The organism is Stakelama sediminis (genome assembly GCF_014199335.1).
Taxonomy (GTDB): Bacteria; Pseudomonadota; Alphaproteobacteria; order Sphingomonadales; family Sphingomonadaceae; genus Sphingomonas; species Sphingomonas sediminis.
The window spans coordinates 62,593-77,994 of sequence record NZ_JACIJI010000008.1 but is presented as its reverse complement, the minus strand read 5'-3'; the positions used below and the strand labels follow the sequence as shown (position 1 = coordinate 77,994).

Genomic DNA, 15,402 nt, shown 5'->3' with positions numbered 1-15,402 from the left:
CTAATCCCGCGCGACGCGGGCGGTGATGGCTCGCTCGACCGCTTCGTATCCCGCGACGCTTGCTGCGGCGAGATCCAGCGGTCTGCCGCCCAGCTTTTCATCGTAGCTGTTCAAGAAAGCTGTGGCGGCGTCTGCACCAAGTTCATTCCACGCGAGCAGGGTGATGCTGCTCTGGCGCGCGACGCCTTGTGGCGATACACGCGAGGATACGGAGGGCGCTGAGCGATCTTCGGCGGCGGTCATCGGTACCGCCCTCGGCGTGCGCTCGAACGCGGCGGTGCACCGCGCTCCCGATAGACCAAGCGGCCCTTTTGAAGATCATAGGGCGACATTTCGACGCGAACCTGATCGCCCACGACAGTCCGAATACGGAACCGGCGCATCTTGCCGGCCGTATAAACAATGATTCGATGCCCGTTTTCCAGTGCCACGCGGAAGCGACCGTCGGGCAGGATTTCCTCAACGACTGCGTCGAGGGTGAGAATATCTTCCTTCGCCAAAGGCTCAGGCCATCCTCGGGTGCATTGGGATATGAATGACGCCCATCAGCGTGACTCCGGCTTGGTAAGCGGGAGCGCGACGGTCTCTCAGCCGCTGGCGCCTACGGGATCGTCATGCCAGCGATAACATCGATATGGGGTCTAACGGTTCGCGGCGGAACCCCGCCGGAGGTAAATGTTTTCCGTACCGCTTTTCACCCGTTCGTCGCAGCGCGAAGCTGGCGAGACTGATTGCTGCTTGCTGCGCCAACCCGTGATGATCGCTGCACAATCACGCTATTGGACCCGTAAAAGCTGGAGAGCGTTCGGCCATTGTCGGCGATATCTATGCATGAAGCAGTGCTGCGCGATGCGGTCGACAGGCATCGTCGGCTTTGAAGCTTTCCAACTCGCTCTTCAGCGCTGCGAAGACCTGCCACCTGCCTTCGGAGGGCAGCGCCCTGGATGACCGCATTTATGAATGGTCAAGCTGGCGATGAACAACCGATATTGGGGCGCCAAGCTAAAATGCCGTTTCGCCTTCCGAGGTCGATGTCTGCTTTCAGGTGATCAGCAGTTGAGGTGCAAGGACCGAAATTGGGGCGCATAGCGGACGCTATTTATTTGCTCAGACGACATATCGATTCGGGTGGCGCTGGACTATCGCACAACCGTGTGGCACACACGGCCGAAGGCCGCATAAAACCGTTGCTTTTCTGATAGCTACATCCGCAGAGAAAGTGGTCGGGGAGAGAGGATTCGAACCTCCGGCCCCTGCGTCCCGAACACAGTGCTCTACCAGGCTGAGCTACTCCCCGACGGAGTCCGGTTCACAAAATGCTTCGGGAAGCGAACCGGCTTGAGCTTGGAGGCGCGCCTATACCGGGCGCGGGCGACCGGTGCAAGCGTTCTTGCGCATCGTCGTCAGGATTCTTTTCGCGCGTCCAGCAAGGCTTCAACCGAGGTGAATTTTTCGCGCGGCGAACCGGCGCGCGCGCGCTCGATTTCGGCGGTGTCGATGCGCTGCCAGTCGCGAAAGGTGACCGGGTCCGCGCCGCGTTCGGCAAGCAGGCGGTCGAGGGCGGGACGGCCGGGTTTGTCCGCGCCTTCACCGATATCCTCCGCCACTTTCCCGATCACCGCAAAGCCGTGCGGGCGATTGGTGCCGATGGTGCCCGACGGTCCGCGCGCAGCCCATCCGACGGCATAGAGGCCGGGCGCGATCCTGCCCTCGTCATTGGCGAACCGGCCCGCACGGGTGTCATAGGGAACGCCTTCGATCGGCGGAGTGCGATAGCCGATGCAACTGACCACCAGCCCGGCGGGGATGGTGTAGGTCTCCCCGGTGCCTTCCGCGCGGCCGTCGGCGTTCAGATGCGTGCGTTCGACGATCACACGCTCGACACGGCCATCGCCTTCGATAGCGACCGGCCGGGCGAAAAAGTCGAAGACGATGCGGATGGCCTTGTCCGCCGCCGCTTGTGCAAAGGAGCGCAGATGCGTCACCGATTTGCGTTGTCCCGGCTCCAGCGCGTCGTCCTGTTCGACCGGCGGCAGATCGGCGGGATCGACGACGGCCGTGGCGCGCGAAAGCTGTCCCAGTTCACCCAGTTCCTTGGGCGTCATCGCGATCTGGTGCGGCCCGCGACGCCCCAGCAGCGTGATGGTGTCGATATGCGCGTCGTGCAGCGCTTCAAGCGCGTGGTTGACGATATCGGACCCGTCGAACTCCGTTTCCGCCTTGGCGAGCACACGCGCCACGTCGAGCGCGACATTGCCGTTGCCGATCACCACCGCGCCGGGGCCGTGCAGGGGCGGGGCCAGCCCCTCGAAATCGGGATGGCCGTTATACCAGCCGACAAAGGCGGCGGAGCCGACCACGCCGGGCAGGTCGGCACCCGGAATATCGAGCACCCGATCGGCGGGCGCGCCGGTTGCCAGTATCACTGCGTCGTAGAGGCTGAGCAGCTCGTCGACCGCAATATCCTGACCCACGGTGATATTGCCGACGAAGCGGACATTGTCGGTGAGCGCGACGGCCTCATAGCGGCGCGCGACATTCTTGATCGACTGATGATCGGGCGCGACGCCGGAGCGGATCAGGCCGAAGGGGACGGGCAGGCGGTCGATAATGTCGACGCGGACATCCTCCCCCCACTGCTTTTGCGCCGCTTCCGCCGTGTAATAGCCTGCCGGGCCGGAACCGATGATCGCGATATGGCGCATGGGCCTCTCCTTTATTCTTACCCTAGCAAGCTGCGATGCGGGAGCAAACATAGTGGCTGAGAAGGGAAAGGAGGATATTACTGCCGATATCCGTCGTGAAAGCAGCGGCGATGAAGCACTACCCTCTTCGCAGTGGCGCGCGGCAATGCTAAGCGCGCGCGGGTATGGCAACCGACCTTTCCAAGATTCGCAATTTTTCGATCATCGCGCATATCGACCACGGTAAATCCACGCTGGCCGACCGCCTGATCCAGCGTACCGGCGGGCTGACCGAGCGCGAGATGAGCGCGCAGGTGCTCGACAATATGGATATCGAGCGCGAACGCGGCATCACCATCAAGGCGCAGACGGTTCGCCTGGAATGGAAGGGGCATGTCCTGAACCTGATGGACACGCCGGGCCATGTCGATTTCGCCTATGAAGTGTCGCGCAGTCTGGCGGCGTGCGAGGGCGCGTTGCTTGTCGTCGACGCCGCGCAGGGCGTCGAAGCGCAGACGCTGGCCAATGTCTATCAGTCGATCGAGCACGACCATGAAATCGTGCCGGTCATCAACAAGATCGACCTGCCGGCGGCCGAACCGGAGCGGGTGAAGGAAGAGATTGAGGAGGTGATCGGCCTCGACGCTTCCAATGCGGTGCTGGCGAGCGCGAAATCGGGCATCGGCATCGACGAGGTGCTGGACGCGATCATCGAGCGGATTCCGGCCCCCGGCGGGGATGCGGATGCGCCGTTGAAGGCGATGCTGGTCGATAGCTGGTACGACCCTTATCTGGGCGTCGTCATCCTCGTCCGCGTGATGGCGGGCACGCTCAAAAAAGGGCAGCAGATCAAATTCATGCAGGCGGGGACGACGCATCTGGTCGATCGCGTCGGCTGTTTCCGGCCCAAGATCGAGCAACTGACCGAACTGGGCGTGGGCGAAATCGGCTTCATCACCGCGCAGATCAAGGAAGTCGCACAGACCGCGGTCGGCGATACGATCACCGATGCGAAAAAGCCCGCCGACGCGCCGTTGCCGGGGTTTCAGGAAGTGCAGCCGGTGGTGTTTTGCGGCCTGTTCCCGGTCGATGCCAATGATTTCGACAAGCTGCGCGAGTCGATTCACAAGCTGCGGCTAAACGACGCCAGTTTCTCGTTCGAGATGGAGACGTCGGCGGCGCTCGGCTTCGGCTTCCGCTGCGGTTTTCTGGGGCTGCTCCATCTGGAGATCATTCAGGAACGGCTGAGCCGCGAATATGACCTCGACCTCATCACCACCGCGCCGAGCGTGGTGTATGAAATCGAACTGACGCACGGCAACGGGCAGCTGGAACTGCACAACCCCGCCGATATGCCCGATCCCAACACGATCGAGGAAATCAGCGAGCCGTGGATTCAGGCGGTGATCTATGTCCCCGACGAATATCTCGGCTCGATCCTGAAACTGTGTCAGGACCGGCGCGGTATTCAGAAGAACCTGACCTATGTCGGCGGGCGCGCGCAAGTGACCTATGAACTGCCGCTCAACGAAGTGGTGTTCGATTTCTACGACCGGCTGAAATCGATCAGCCGGGGTTATGCCAGCTTCGACTATGAACAGATCGGCTATCGTGCGGGCGATCTGGTGAAGATGAGCATCCTTGTGAACGGCGAGCCGGTCGATGCGCTGAGCATGATCGTCCACCGTTCGGTAGCGGAAAGCCGGGGGCGGCATATGTGCGAGCGGCTGAAGGATCTGATCCCGCGTCACCTGTTCAAAATCCCGATTCAGGCGGCGATCGGCGGCAAGGTGATTGCGCGTGAGACGATTGCGGCGCTGCGCAAGGACGTGACCGCCAAATGCTATGGCGGCGACATTACCCGCAAACGCAAGCTTCTGGAAAAACAGAAGGAAGGCAAGAAGCGGATGCGCGAATATGGCAGCGTGCAGATCCCGCAGGAGGCGTTCATCGCGGCCCTGCGCATGGGGGACGACGCCTGATCGCCCGGTCGTCCGGAAAATGATCGTGGCGGGCCGGAACCGATGCTTGTGTCAGGCGTCGGTTTAAACGAGTTTATGAGGATTGCCCCTGCGGAATGAAGGAGGATGCAATGGCACAGAAGTCAGCGAACGATACGATGCAGGATGCTGCCAGGAATGCGGCCGACCGGATGAAGGATGCCTGGTCGACAATGATGGAATCGGGTTCTCAGCTCGGCGTCAAGATGCTCGATCAGGCCGAAACGAATACGCAGGAAGCGTTCAAGGCGATGCGGGCCGCAGCACAGGCGAGCGACATCAGCGAAGTCATGCGCGTCCAGTCGGAATATCTGCGCGAACAGGGCAGCCGTTCGGTCGCGCAGGCGCGTGAAATCAGCGAGATGATCGCCAATTTCGGGCGCAATGCACTGGGACAGATGACGGGCAAGAAATAAGCACGCCATTCCGCCGATGAAACAGCGGCGGCAATATGCTTGAGCGTCTCCTCTTTTTGGATATGATATCGCTATCATAATCAAGAGGGGAGAGGATATGCGCTGGTCTATAGTGGTCGGGGCGCTTGCCGCCGTAATGGGAATATCGCCCGCGCCGGCGCAGGAGCGGGTTCCGTTATGGCCGCATGGGGCGCCGGGTTTCGAAAGCCGCGTCAACATTCCGGAAGTGTCCAAAGATTACTGGACCAAGCACATCAACAATCCGGGCTATAAAATCTTCCTGCCCGACCCGCATAATGCCACGGGAACCGGTGTGGTGATCGTGCCCGGCGGCGGACACAAACTGCTCGTCACCACCACCGAAGGCGACGATGTCGGACACTGGTTCGCGGATCGCGGGGTGGCGGCGTTCGTCGTGCGCTATCGCCTGTATCGCGAAAAAGGCTCCCCATACACGTTGCAGGATTCACGCGCCGATGTGGAACGCGCCATGCGTATGGTGCGCGCCAATGCCGCCAAATATCATATCGACCCCCACCGTATCGGCATCTGGGGCTTTTCGGCAGGCGGCGAACTGGCGCGGATGACCGCCTATAGCAAACCGGTGCCGGCGCAGGGCACACCGGACGCCATCGACAAAATTTCCGACAAACCCGATTTCGTCATTCTGGAATTTCCCGGGCCGCAGCATGCCGAGGAGCATATTGCGAAGGATGCGCCGCCGCTGCTGCTGACAGCGGCCAATGACGATCCGTGTTGTTCGGCGCCGACGGTGGACATGCTCAACGCATATCGCAAGGCGGGGGCGTCTGTGGAAATGCATTTCTATGCCGCAGGCGGACATGCCTTCAACATGGGTGAAGATACCCCGCTGGTCAGCCTGCAGCACTGGCCCGACCGGGTGCTCGACTGGATGTCGGATCGCGGACTGCTTGGTCGTCCCGCACCGGTGTTCGTACCGAAATAGCCGCGCAATAGCGCGACGATCAAATAGCGTTCGGGAATTTACTGGCGTCGTTGTGGAACCTCTTTATAGCGGGCGGTATTATATACGACTGTATATAGTTGGGATGCCATGCGACGCCAATTTCTCCGCCTGACACTGTTGCTGACGCTGCTATGCAGCGCACTAGTCCCCGGTTTTGCCAGTGCGAGCACACGCGGTCCGCTGGTGCTGGCGGCGGCCAGCCTGCAGGAATCGATGAATGCGGCCGCCGATGCCTGGGCGCGTGCGGGGCATCCCCGCCCGGTCATTTCCTTTGCAGGCAGTTCGGCGCTGGCGCGACAGATAGAGGCAGGCGCCCCCGCCGACCTGTTCGTGTCGGCCAATGAGCGCTGGATGGACGTGTTGCAGCGCGACGGCAGGCTGATGCCGGGTACGCGCGCGACATTTCTGGGCAACCATCTGGTGCTGATTACTCCGGTATCGAGCAATGTCCGGGTGACGCTGAAGCCGGGCGTCAACCTTGCCGAGATCATCGGCAACGGACGGCTGGCCATGGCCAATCCGGGCGTGCCGGCGGGCATGTACGGGCAACAGGCGCTGGAACGGCTGGGGCTATGGGCATCGGTTGTGCCCAAGGTGGTCCGTGCCGACAATGTCCGCTCGACGCTGGCGCTGGTCGAGCGTGGGGCCGCCCCGTTCGGCATCGTCTATGCCACCGACGCAAAGGCATCGAAAACGGTGCGGGTGGCGGGAATATTTCCGGATGCCAGCCACAAGCCGATCCGCTATCCGGTGGCGCAACTGAAAACATCGACGAATCCGGAGGCGGCAGCATTTCGCAATTTTCTCCTGTCGCCGAAGGGCAAGGCAATTTTCCGCCGATACGGCTTCATGACCTCCTGAGCCGCGATGCTGACCGGCGCTGAATGGGGGATTGTCGCGCTATCGCTCCGCATCGGCGGGGTGGCGGTGCTGGTGATGCTGCCGATTGCCTTTGCGCTGGCCTATCTGCTCGCGCGCGGGCGGTTCCCCGGCAAGATCCTGCTTGACGGGCTGGTTCACCTGCCGCTGGTGCTGCCGCCGGTGGTGACGGGCTGGCTGCTGCTGCTCGCCTTTGCACCGACCGGGCCGCTGGGACGCATCATCGAGGCGCTGACCGGCGGCACGGTATTATTCCGCTGGACAGGCGCGGCGATTGCGGCGGGCGTGATGGCGCTGCCGCTGATGGTACGCGCGATGCGGCTGTCGATCGAGGCGGTGGACAGGCAACTGGAAAGTGCCGCACGCACGCTGGGTGCCGGGCGCTGGCGGGTGTTCCGCACCGTCACCCTGCCGCTCAGCGTGCCGGGCGTGGTCGCGGGCACCGTGCTGGGTTTCGCCCGCGCGCTGGGCGAGTTCGGTGCCACCATCACCTTTGTCTCCAACGTGCCGGACCAGACCCAGACGCTGCCGCTCGCTATTTATTCGCAGCTTCAGATTCCGGGCACCGACGCCACTGTATTCCGGCTGGCGGTCATGTCGGTGGTGATCGCGCTCGCCGCGCTGGTGGCGTCGGAGATGCTGGCGCGCAGGGCGGGCAGGGGGCAGCATGTTCTTTGACGTCGATGTGGAGGCGCGGGTTGGCGCGCACGACATTGCCTGCCGGTTTCAGGCGGAGGACGGGCTGACCGTGCTGTTCGGACCGTCGGGCGCGGGCAAGACGAGCACGCTCAACATGATCGCAGGGCTGCTGAAACCCCGGCGCGGCCATATCCGTGTCGGCGGGCGGGTGCTGTTCGACCACGGCGAGGGCATAAACCTGCCCCCCGAAGCACGTCGTGTCGGTTATGTGTTTCAGGAGCCTCGCCTGTTTCCGCACAAGCGGGTGCGCGCCAACTTGCTTTATGGCGCGCCCGACCGCGATGCCGATCCGGACCCGCAACTGATGGAAGTGCTGGGCATCGGTCCTCTGCTCGACCGCTGGCCGCGTACCCTGTCGGGCGGGGAAGCGCGGCGGGTGGCGATCGGGCGAGCGTTGCTGTCGGACCCGGCCTTTCTGCTGCTCGACGAACCGCTGTCGTCACTCGATCGCGCCCGTCGGGAGGAGATCATGGCGGTGATCGAGCGCCTGCGCGATGCCATCGGATTGCCCATTCTGATGGTGACGCACGATGCCGCAGAGGCGGAAAGGCTGGCAACGCGGACCATTGAAGTATAGAAGCATTCTCCAAATGTAACCGGTTACAAGTGAGAGGGAGACTATGCAGGTTTCGCGTCGCCGTTTTGCGCAGGGGTTGGGGTTGCTGGCTGGGGCGTCGGCCCTGCCCGCCATGGCGAAGGCCGAAGTGAAACTGCCCGATACGCGGATCGAGACGCTGATCGCGCAAATGACCATCGAGGAAAAGGCAGCGCAGCTCTCCATTCTCGGCAGCGATGCGGGCGATCTGGATGCGATGATCAAACAGGGGCTGGGCGGCACCAGCGGTGTGCTCCCCGACCGCGATGTCTATGCCTATACCCGGCAGATGCAGCAACTGGCGATGCAGTCGCGCCTGAAAATCCCGCTTTGGTTCATGGGTGACGTCGCGCACGGCTTCAACACCGAATTTCCGGTGCCGCTGGCGCTGGCGGCGACATGGAATCCGGAACTGGTCACATCCGTCCATCGTGCCGCCGCGATCGAGGCGACGACCAGCGGAGTGAACTGGACGTTCAGCCCGATGCTCGACATCGCTCGCGATCCGCGCTGGGGCCGGATGTGTGAGGGCGCAGGCGAAGACCCGCATCTGGGCAGCGTCATGGCGGTCGCGCAGGTAAAGGGGTTTCAGGGCGACGACCTGTCCACACCCGACACGATGCTTGCCACCGCAAAGCATTTCGCGGGCTATGGTGCCGTGACCGCCGGGCGCGACTATAACCCGACCGATATTCCGCCGCGGCTGTTCCGCGATATCTATCTGTCGCCGTTCAAGGCGGTGGTCGATGCCGGGATCGGATCGTTCATGGCTGCCTTCACGCCCATTGACGGCGTGCCCGCGACGTCCAGCCGCACGCTGCTGACAGGTATCCTGCGCGACCAATGGGGTTTCGACGGGCTGGTTGTGTCCGATTACGATGCGGTGCTCGAACTCGTCGCGCATGGCGTTGCCGCCGACCCGGCGCATGCAGCGCAACTGGCGCTGCATGCCGGTGTCGATATCGATCTGCACAGCGGCACCTATTGGAAGGAATTGCCCGGACTGGTGAAAAGCGGCCGGGTGAAGATGGCGGAGGTCGATACCGCCGTGCGCCGCGTGCTGACGGCCAAGGCGAAGCTGGGCCTGTTCGATGATGCCTTTCGCTACGGCAACGCCGCGCGTGCGAAGGCGATGCCGTTCCGCCCGTCGCATCTGGCGCTCGCCCGTGAAGCAGCACGGCAGGCGATGGTGCTGCTGAAAAATGACGGCACTCTGCCGCTTGCCAAACAGGGTAAGATCGCGGTGATCGGCCCGATGGCGGACAAGACCGCCGACCTGCTCGGCCCGATGCCTGCACTGGGGCGCAAGGACAATGTCGTGTCGATGCTCGCGGGGATCAGCGCGGCGATGCAGGGCAGGGGTAGCGTCACCCATGTCGAGGGTGTGTCCGTCCGTGGCGACGATGTCAGCGGCATCCCCGCCGCAGTCAGTGCAGCGAGCGATGCCGATATTGCGATTCTCGTGCTGGGTGAAACCGACGACATGATCGGCGAAGGCGACAGCCGCGCCTTTATCGACCTGCCGGGCAGGCAACGCGCACTGGCCGAGGCGGTGATTGCAACCGGCAAGCCCACTGTGGCGGTGGTCATTACCGGGCGCGCGATGGACCTAACCTGGCTAGACGGTCATGCCAATGCGCTGGTCGATGCGATGATCTGTGGCGAGCAGGCAGGCAATGCGCTCGCCGACCTGTTGTTCGGAGACGCCAATTTCTCCGGCAAGCTGCCCGTCACCATGCCGCGTGCGCTGGGGCAGGTGCCGATCTTCTACAATCATCTTCCCGCCGCCCGGCCGGGGCAGATCGATACACCCTATACCAGCCGCTATGTCGACCTGATCAAGGCGCCGCTTTACTGGTTCGGCCACGGGCTGAGCTATACCAGTTTCGATTTCGGCAAGCCGCGCCTGTCGGGCACGACGCTGGCACCGGGCGGGACGCTGACCGTCACCACCCGCGTCACCAACAGCGGCAGGCGCGCCGGTGCGACGGTGGTCCAGCTGTATGTCCGCGACCGGCTGGCCGATGTCAGCCGTCCGGTGCGTGAGTTGAAGGGGTTCCGGCGTGTCGAGCTGAAACCGGGGGAGAGCCGCGATGTTGCGCTTTCGCTTACCCCCGCCGACCTGGCCTTTGCCAGACGCGACCTGAGCTGGGGCACCGAAGCAGGGGTGTTCGACGTCTATGTCGGCGAAGATTCGACCGCGACGCAGACCGCCAGCTTCACGCTGACGACAAGCGAGGACATGACCAAAGGCAATGGCGGCGCGACGGTGATCTGAGCTGCGGAGTGCAGTGTGGGGCTTGAATAGGTGGTTTCCATGCGATCAGGCATTCGTGGCGTGGAAACGAAAAGTTGCCCTTACCTGTCGACCAATACAGAATGCCACGATGCAGCTTCGATCCTTATTGTTCCGTCGCATCGTCTTGTGGGCGCTATTTTATTTGTGGAGTGCCACCGGTCTTCTGACGATCAGCGCTTTGATGCAGTGGCAATATGACGGCAACGGCGGCTGGTGGGTTGCGACGATTTATGGCGCACCGGCCTTGATACTTGCCTCTTCCTTCCACGCTTTGTTCAGCAATCAGAACACTGCGCTTGCTGTGGCGATAGCGATATTGATCGCGATTAGCGCCGTAGGCTTGATAGTGGAGATGCGGGTACGAAAAGGCTGAGCCAAAGGATTGCTTCGGGCCTTTGGCCCTCGCAATGGCGAGGGATTTCATCGGGCACAAAAAAGCCGCCGCCCGATATTTCGGACGGCGGCTCTTTTTTGTGTCAGCGTTGGCTAGCTGAACGACGGGAGGATCAATCCTCCTTGTTCAGATAATCGCCCGCTGCTTCGTCCGAACCGTCGCCGGAGGTTTCGACCTTTTCCAGCGCATCGGCAGTCACCATCGCATCGACGGGGTCCTGCGCCAGCTCGGCCTCATGCTCGGCCTGCGCCGAGACGGGGGCGATCATCGCTTCCTGCAGCTTGCGCTGCTGGGCACGCAGCGCAGCGTCACGCGACGAAGCGGCAATGCGCAGACGGTTCATGCCCGCACCCGTACCCGCCGGGATCAGGCGGCCGACGATGACGTTTTCCTTCAGACCGATCAGCGTGTCCTGCTTGCCCTGGACCGAAGCCTCGGTCAGGACGCGCGTGGTCTCCTGGAACGACGCCGCCGAGATGAAGCTGCGCGTTTGCAGCGACGCCTTGGTGATGCCGAGCAGGACCGGCTTACCCTGTGCAGGCGCCTGACCCTTGGTCAGCTTGGCATTCACTTCGTCCATCTCGTCGCGATCGACCTGCTCGCCCGGCAGCAACGTGGTGTCGCCGGCCTCGGTGATCTCAACCTTCTGCAGCATCTGGCGAACGATCACCTCGATGTGCTTGTCGTTGATCTTCACGCCCTGCAGTCGATAGACTTCCTGAATTTCGCTGACCAGATATTCGGCCAGCGCCTCGACGCCGAGGACTTCCAGAATGTCGTGCGGATCGGGCGAACCGCCGATCAGGTTGTCGCCACGCTTCACGTAGTCGCCTTCCTGAACGTCGATCACCTTCGACTTCGGCACCAGATATTCGACCAGTTCGCCGTCCTCCGGCTGAATGCCGATCTTGCGCTTGGCCTTGTAGTCGCGGCCGAACACGACCCGACCGGAGACCTTTGCGATGATCGCATTTTCCTTCGGCTTGCGCGCTTCGAACAGCTCGGCAACGCGCGGCAGACCGCCGGTGATGTCGCGCGTCTTGGCGGCTTCGCGGGCGACACGCGCCAGCACGTCACCGGCCTGAACCGCCTGACCGTCCTCGACCGACAGCGTCGCGCCCGGCTGCAGCATATAGCGGCCGGCCTCACCCGAATCGCCGTCGAGCAGGGTCATGCGCGGACGCAGATCCTCCTTCGAGCGAGAGGGCGCGCGATATTCGGTGACGACGCGCTGGCTGATGCCGGTCGCTTCGTCGACCTGTTCGGTCAGCGTCTTGCCGTCGACCAGATCCTGGAACTTCACCGTACCCGCATGGTCGGTAATCACCGGCATGGTGTACGGATCCCATTCCGCCATCTTGTCGCCCTTGGTCACGATGTGACCGTCGTCGAACATCAGATAGGCACCATAGGGGATCTTGTGCACGGCAAGCTCGCGGCCTTCGCCGTCGAGGATCGCCAGCTCGCCGGAACGGCTGAGCACCACGCGGCGACCGCGCTTGTCCTCGATCATGCGCAGATCGCGGAACTCGACCTTGCCGTCCGCTGGGGCTTCAAGGTTCGACTGTTCGTTGAGCTGTGCCGCACCACCGATGTGGAAGGTCCGCATGGTAAGCTGCGTACCCGGTTCACCGATCGACTGTGCCGCGATGACGCCGACGGCTTCACCGATATTCACCGGCGTACCGCGGGCAAGGTCACGGCCATAGCATTTCGCACACACGCCGATCTTGGCTTCGCAGACCAGCGGCGAACGGATCTTCATCGCCTGAACACCGATCTCCTCGATCTGGGCGACCATCGCCTCGTCGAGCAGCGTGCCTTCGGGAATGACGATCTCGCTGGTCTTGGGGTCGACCACATCCTCTGCCGTGGTACGGCCCAGAATGCGCTCGCCCAGCGACGCAATGGTGCTGCCACCCTGAACGATCGCCTTCATTTCCAGCGCGCGTTCGGTGCCGCAATCGGTCTCCATCACGACGCAGTCCTGCGACACATCGACCAGACGGCGGGTCAGATAGCCCGAGTTCGCCGTCTTGAGCGCGGTGTCGGCCAGACCCTTACGGGCGCCGTGGGTGGAGTTGAAATATTCAAGAACGGTCAGGCCTTCCTTGAAGTTCGAGATGATCGGCGTTTCGATGATCTCACCCGACGGCTTGGCCATCAGGCCGCGCATCCCGGCAAGCTGCTTCATCTGCGCCGGCGAACCACGCGCACCGGAGTGGGACATCATGTAGATCGAGTTGATGTCCTTCTCGCGGCCCGTTTCGGGGTCCGTCTTCACCGCGCGGATTTCGTCCATCATGGCGTTCGCGACCTGATCGCCGCAACGGCTCCAGGCGTCGATGACCTTGTTGTACTTTTCCTGCTGGGTGATGAGGCCGTCCTGATATTGCTGCTCATAGTCAGCGACCAGCGCACGGGTCTCGTCGACCATCTTTTCCTTGGAATCGGGGATGACCATGTCGTTCATGCCGAACGAGATGCCCGCCTTGAACGCATGGCGGAAACCCAGCGTCATGATGCCGTCGGCGAACAGCACCGTCTCTTTCTGGCCGGTGTGGCGATAGACGGTGTCGATGACGTCGCCGATCTCCTTCTTGGTCAGCAGGCGGTTGATCGTTTCGAACGGCACCTTGTGGCTCTTCGGCAGCTTTTCACCGATCAGCAGGCGACCCGGCGTGGTTTCGACGCGCTTCATATAGACATTGCCGTCCTCGTCCGTCTGCGGGACGCGGGTGGTGATCTTCGTATGCAGCGTGACGGCACCGGTATCGAGCGCGTGATGCACCTCTGCCATGTCGCCCAGGATCATGTTCTCGCCGGGCTCTTTTTCCTTGAGCATCGACAGATAATAGAGACCCAGCACCATGTCCTGCGACGGCACGATGATCGGCTTGCCGTTGGCGGGCGACAGGATGTTGTTGGTCGACATCATCAGCACGCGCGCTTCCAGCTGTGCTTCCAGCGAAAGCGGGACGTGCACGGCCATCTGGTCACCGTCAAAGTCGGCGTTGAAGGCGGAGCAGACCAGCGGGTGCAGCTGGATCGCTTTGCCCTCGATCAGCACCGGTTCGAACGCCTGAATGCCCAGACGGTGCAGCGTCGGAGCGCGGTTCAGCATCACCGGATGCTCGCGGATCACCTCGTCGAGGATGTCCCAGACTTCCTTGCGCTCCTTCTCGACCCACTTCTTCGCCTGCTTCAGGGTCATGGAAAGACCCTTGGCATCGAGGCGGGCGTAGATGAACGGCTTGAACAGTTCGAGCGCCATCTTCTTCGGCAGGCCACACTGGTGCAGTTTCAGTTCCGGGCCGGTCACGATGACCGAACGACCCGAATAGTCGACGCGCTTACCGAGCAGGTTCTGACGGAAGCGGCCCTGCTTGCCCTTCAGCATGTCGCTGAGCGACTTCAGCGGACGCTTGTTGGCGCCGGTGATGGTGCGGCCGCGACGGCCATTGTCGAACAGCGCATCGACCGATTCCTGCAACATGCGCTTTTCGTTGCGCACGATGATGTCGGGCGCGCGCAGTTCCATCAGCCGCTTCAGGCGGTTGTTACGGTTGATGACGCGGCGATACAGGTCGTTCAGGTCCGACGTCGCGAAGCGGCCGCCGTCCAGCGGCACCAGCGGACGCAGTTCCGGCGGAATGACCGGGATCACTTCCAGGATCATCCATTCGGGGCGGTTGCCCGATTCGATGAAGCTTTCGACGACCTTCAGCCGTTTGATGATCTTCTTCGGCTTCAGTTCGGACTTGGTTTCGGCCAGTTCCTTGAGCAGATCGTCACGCTCGCCCTCAAGGTCGAGGTCCATCAGCATCATCTTGACCGCTTCCGCGCCGATACCGGCGGAGAAAGCGTCTTCACCATATTCGTCCTGCGCTTCGAGCAGTTCGTCCTCGGTGAGGAGCTGGAACTTCTCCAGCGGCGTCAGGCCGGGTTCGGTGACGATATAGGCTTCGAAATAGAGCACGCGCTCAAGCTGCTTGAGCTGCATGTCGAGCAACAGGCCGATGCGGCTCGGCAGCGACTTCAGGAACCAGATATGCGCAACCGGCGCCGCCAGTTCGATATGGCCCATGCGTTCGCGGCGGACCTTCGATACAGTGACTTCGACACCGCACTTTTCGCAGACGATGCCCTTATATTTCATCCGCTTATACTTGCCGCACAGGCACTCATAGTCCTTGATCGGACCGAAGATGCGCGCGCAGAACAGGCCGTCACGTTCCGGCTTGAACGTACGATAGTTGATCGTCTCCGGCTTCTTGATCTCGCCGAAGCTCCACGAGCGGATACGGTCGGGCGACGCGATACCGATCTGGATCTGGTCAAAGGTTTCCGGCTTCTGGAGCGGATTGTTGAAATTGGTCAGTTCGTTCATGTCTCAATTCCCTTTGGGGAAAAATCTTTCAGGCGGGCGGGGAAGGGCGCTACCGGTT

Annotated in this window: 12 protein-coding genes and 1 tRNA gene; 8 read left to right on the top strand and 5 right to left on the bottom strand. The window is 62.2% G+C overall.

Features of this window, described 5'->3' with window-relative positions; genetic code table 11:
• From FHR23_RS15010 to FHR23_RS14995, 4 genes are all read right to left on the bottom strand, one after another.
• Entirely contained in the window at nucleotides 1-243 is a 243-nt protein-coding gene (locus FHR23_RS15010; protein WP_184005613.1) for a hypothetical protein, read from the bottom strand.
• Complete coding sequence (gene infA, locus FHR23_RS15005) at nucleotides 240-500, bottom strand: translation initiation factor IF-1 (protein WP_184005611.1); 261 nt, start codon at nucleotides 498-500, stop codon at nucleotides 240-242. The genes FHR23_RS15010 and infA overlap by 4 nt, the downstream gene beginning before the upstream one ends.
• A 720-nt stretch (nucleotides 501-1,220) precedes the next feature.
• Nucleotides 1,221-1,297 (bottom strand) — tRNA-Pro (locus FHR23_RS15000).
• A gap of 106 nt (nucleotides 1,298-1,403) precedes the next feature.
• The gene (locus FHR23_RS14995) at nucleotides 1,404-2,705 is read right to left on the bottom strand and encodes an FAD-dependent oxidoreductase (RefSeq protein WP_184005608.1); all 1,302 of its coding nucleotides are present in this window, start codon (nucleotides 2,703-2,705) and stop codon (nucleotides 1,404-1,406) included.
• 164 nt (nucleotides 2,706-2,869) lie between these two features.
• Between FHR23_RS14995 and lepA the strand changes: the two genes are divergently transcribed.
• The 8 genes from lepA (at nucleotide 2,870) to FHR23_RS14955 (ending at nucleotide 10,933) form a co-directional block, all read left to right on the top strand.
• Complete coding sequence (gene lepA, locus FHR23_RS14990; protein WP_184005606.1) at nucleotides 2,870-4,666, top strand: translation elongation factor 4; 1,797 nt, start codon at nucleotides 2,870-2,872, stop codon at nucleotides 4,664-4,666.
• A 110-nt stretch (nucleotides 4,667-4,776) separates the two neighbouring features.
• A complete protein-coding gene (locus FHR23_RS14985) occupies nucleotides 4,777-5,100 on the top strand; it encodes a phasin family protein (protein WP_246359930.1) in 324 nt (107 codons plus the stop codon).
• Nucleotides 5,101-5,197: 97 nt separating this feature from the next.
• Nucleotides 5,198-6,067 carry an alpha/beta hydrolase gene (locus FHR23_RS14980; protein ID WP_221227563.1) on the top strand — a complete coding sequence of 290 codons (870 nt, stop codon included), beginning with the start codon at nucleotides 5,198-5,200 and terminating at the stop codon, nucleotides 6,065-6,067.
• A gap of 108 nt (nucleotides 6,068-6,175) precedes the next feature.
• Nucleotides 6,176-6,949: a molybdate ABC transporter substrate-binding protein gene (gene modA, locus FHR23_RS14975; protein ID WP_184005603.1), complete on the top strand. Its 774-nt coding sequence runs from the start codon at nucleotides 6,176-6,178 to the stop codon at nucleotides 6,947-6,949.
• Nucleotides 6,950-6,955: 6 nt separating this feature from the next.
• Nucleotides 6,956-7,645: a molybdate ABC transporter permease subunit gene (modB, locus tag FHR23_RS14970; protein WP_184005601.1), complete on the top strand. Its 690-nt coding sequence runs from the start codon at nucleotides 6,956-6,958 to the stop codon at nucleotides 7,643-7,645.
• Nucleotides 7,635-8,243: an ATP-binding cassette domain-containing protein gene (locus tag FHR23_RS14965; protein ID WP_184005599.1), complete on the top strand. Its 609-nt coding sequence runs from the start codon at nucleotides 7,635-7,637 to the stop codon at nucleotides 8,241-8,243. The genes modB and FHR23_RS14965 overlap by 11 nt, the downstream gene beginning before the upstream one ends.
• 43 nt (nucleotides 8,244-8,286) lie before the next feature.
• A complete protein-coding gene (bglX, locus tag FHR23_RS14960) occupies nucleotides 8,287-10,539 on the top strand; it encodes a beta-glucosidase BglX (RefSeq protein WP_184005597.1) in 2,253 nt (750 codons plus the stop codon).
• A 109-nt stretch (nucleotides 10,540-10,648) separates the two neighbouring features.
• Entirely contained in the window at nucleotides 10,649-10,933 is a 285-nt protein-coding gene (locus FHR23_RS14955) for a hypothetical protein (protein ID WP_184005595.1), read from the top strand.
• Between the two features lie 133 nt (nucleotides 10,934-11,066).
• On the opposite strand, the gene rpoC is transcribed toward FHR23_RS14955, so the two are convergent.
• On the bottom strand, nucleotides 11,067-15,344 hold the full coding sequence (rpoC, locus tag FHR23_RS14950) for a DNA-directed RNA polymerase subunit beta' (RefSeq protein ID WP_184005593.1): 4,278 nt from the start codon (nucleotides 15,342-15,344) through the stop codon (nucleotides 11,067-11,069).
• Between the last annotated feature and the right edge of the window lie 58 nt (nucleotides 15,345-15,402).

Coding starts and splice junctions, on each gene's coding strand:
- modB (WP_184005601.1), top strand. CDS start 6,956: ATGCTGACCGGCGCTGAATGGGGGATTGTCGCGCTATCGCTCCGCATC.
- FHR23_RS14980 (WP_221227563.1), top strand. CDS start 5,198: ATGCGCTGGTCTATAGTGGTCGGGGCGCTTGCCGCCGTAATGGGAATA.
- rpoC (WP_184005593.1), bottom strand. CDS start 15,344: ATGAACGAACTGACCAATTTCAACAATCCGCTCCAGAAGCCGGAAACC.
- FHR23_RS14955 (WP_184005595.1), top strand. CDS start 10,649: ATGCAGCTTCGATCCTTATTGTTCCGTCGCATCGTCTTGTGGGCGCTA.
- FHR23_RS14995 (WP_184005608.1), bottom strand. CDS start 2,705: ATGCGCCATATCGCGATCATCGGTTCCGGCCCGGCAGGCTATTACACG.
- bglX (WP_184005597.1), top strand. CDS start 8,287: ATGCAGGTTTCGCGTCGCCGTTTTGCGCAGGGGTTGGGGTTGCTGGCT.
- FHR23_RS14965 (WP_184005599.1), top strand. CDS start 7,635: ATGTTCTTTGACGTCGATGTGGAGGCGCGGGTTGGCGCGCACGACATT.
- modA (WP_184005603.1), top strand. CDS start 6,176: ATGCGACGCCAATTTCTCCGCCTGACACTGTTGCTGACGCTGCTATGC.
- FHR23_RS14985 (WP_246359930.1), top strand. CDS start 4,777: ATGGCACAGAAGTCAGCGAACGATACGATGCAGGATGCTGCCAGGAAT.
- FHR23_RS15010 (WP_184005613.1), bottom strand. CDS start 243: ATGACCGCCGCCGAAGATCGCTCAGCGCCCTCCGTATCCTCGCGTGTA.
- lepA (WP_184005606.1), top strand. CDS start 2,870: ATGGCAACCGACCTTTCCAAGATTCGCAATTTTTCGATCATCGCGCAT.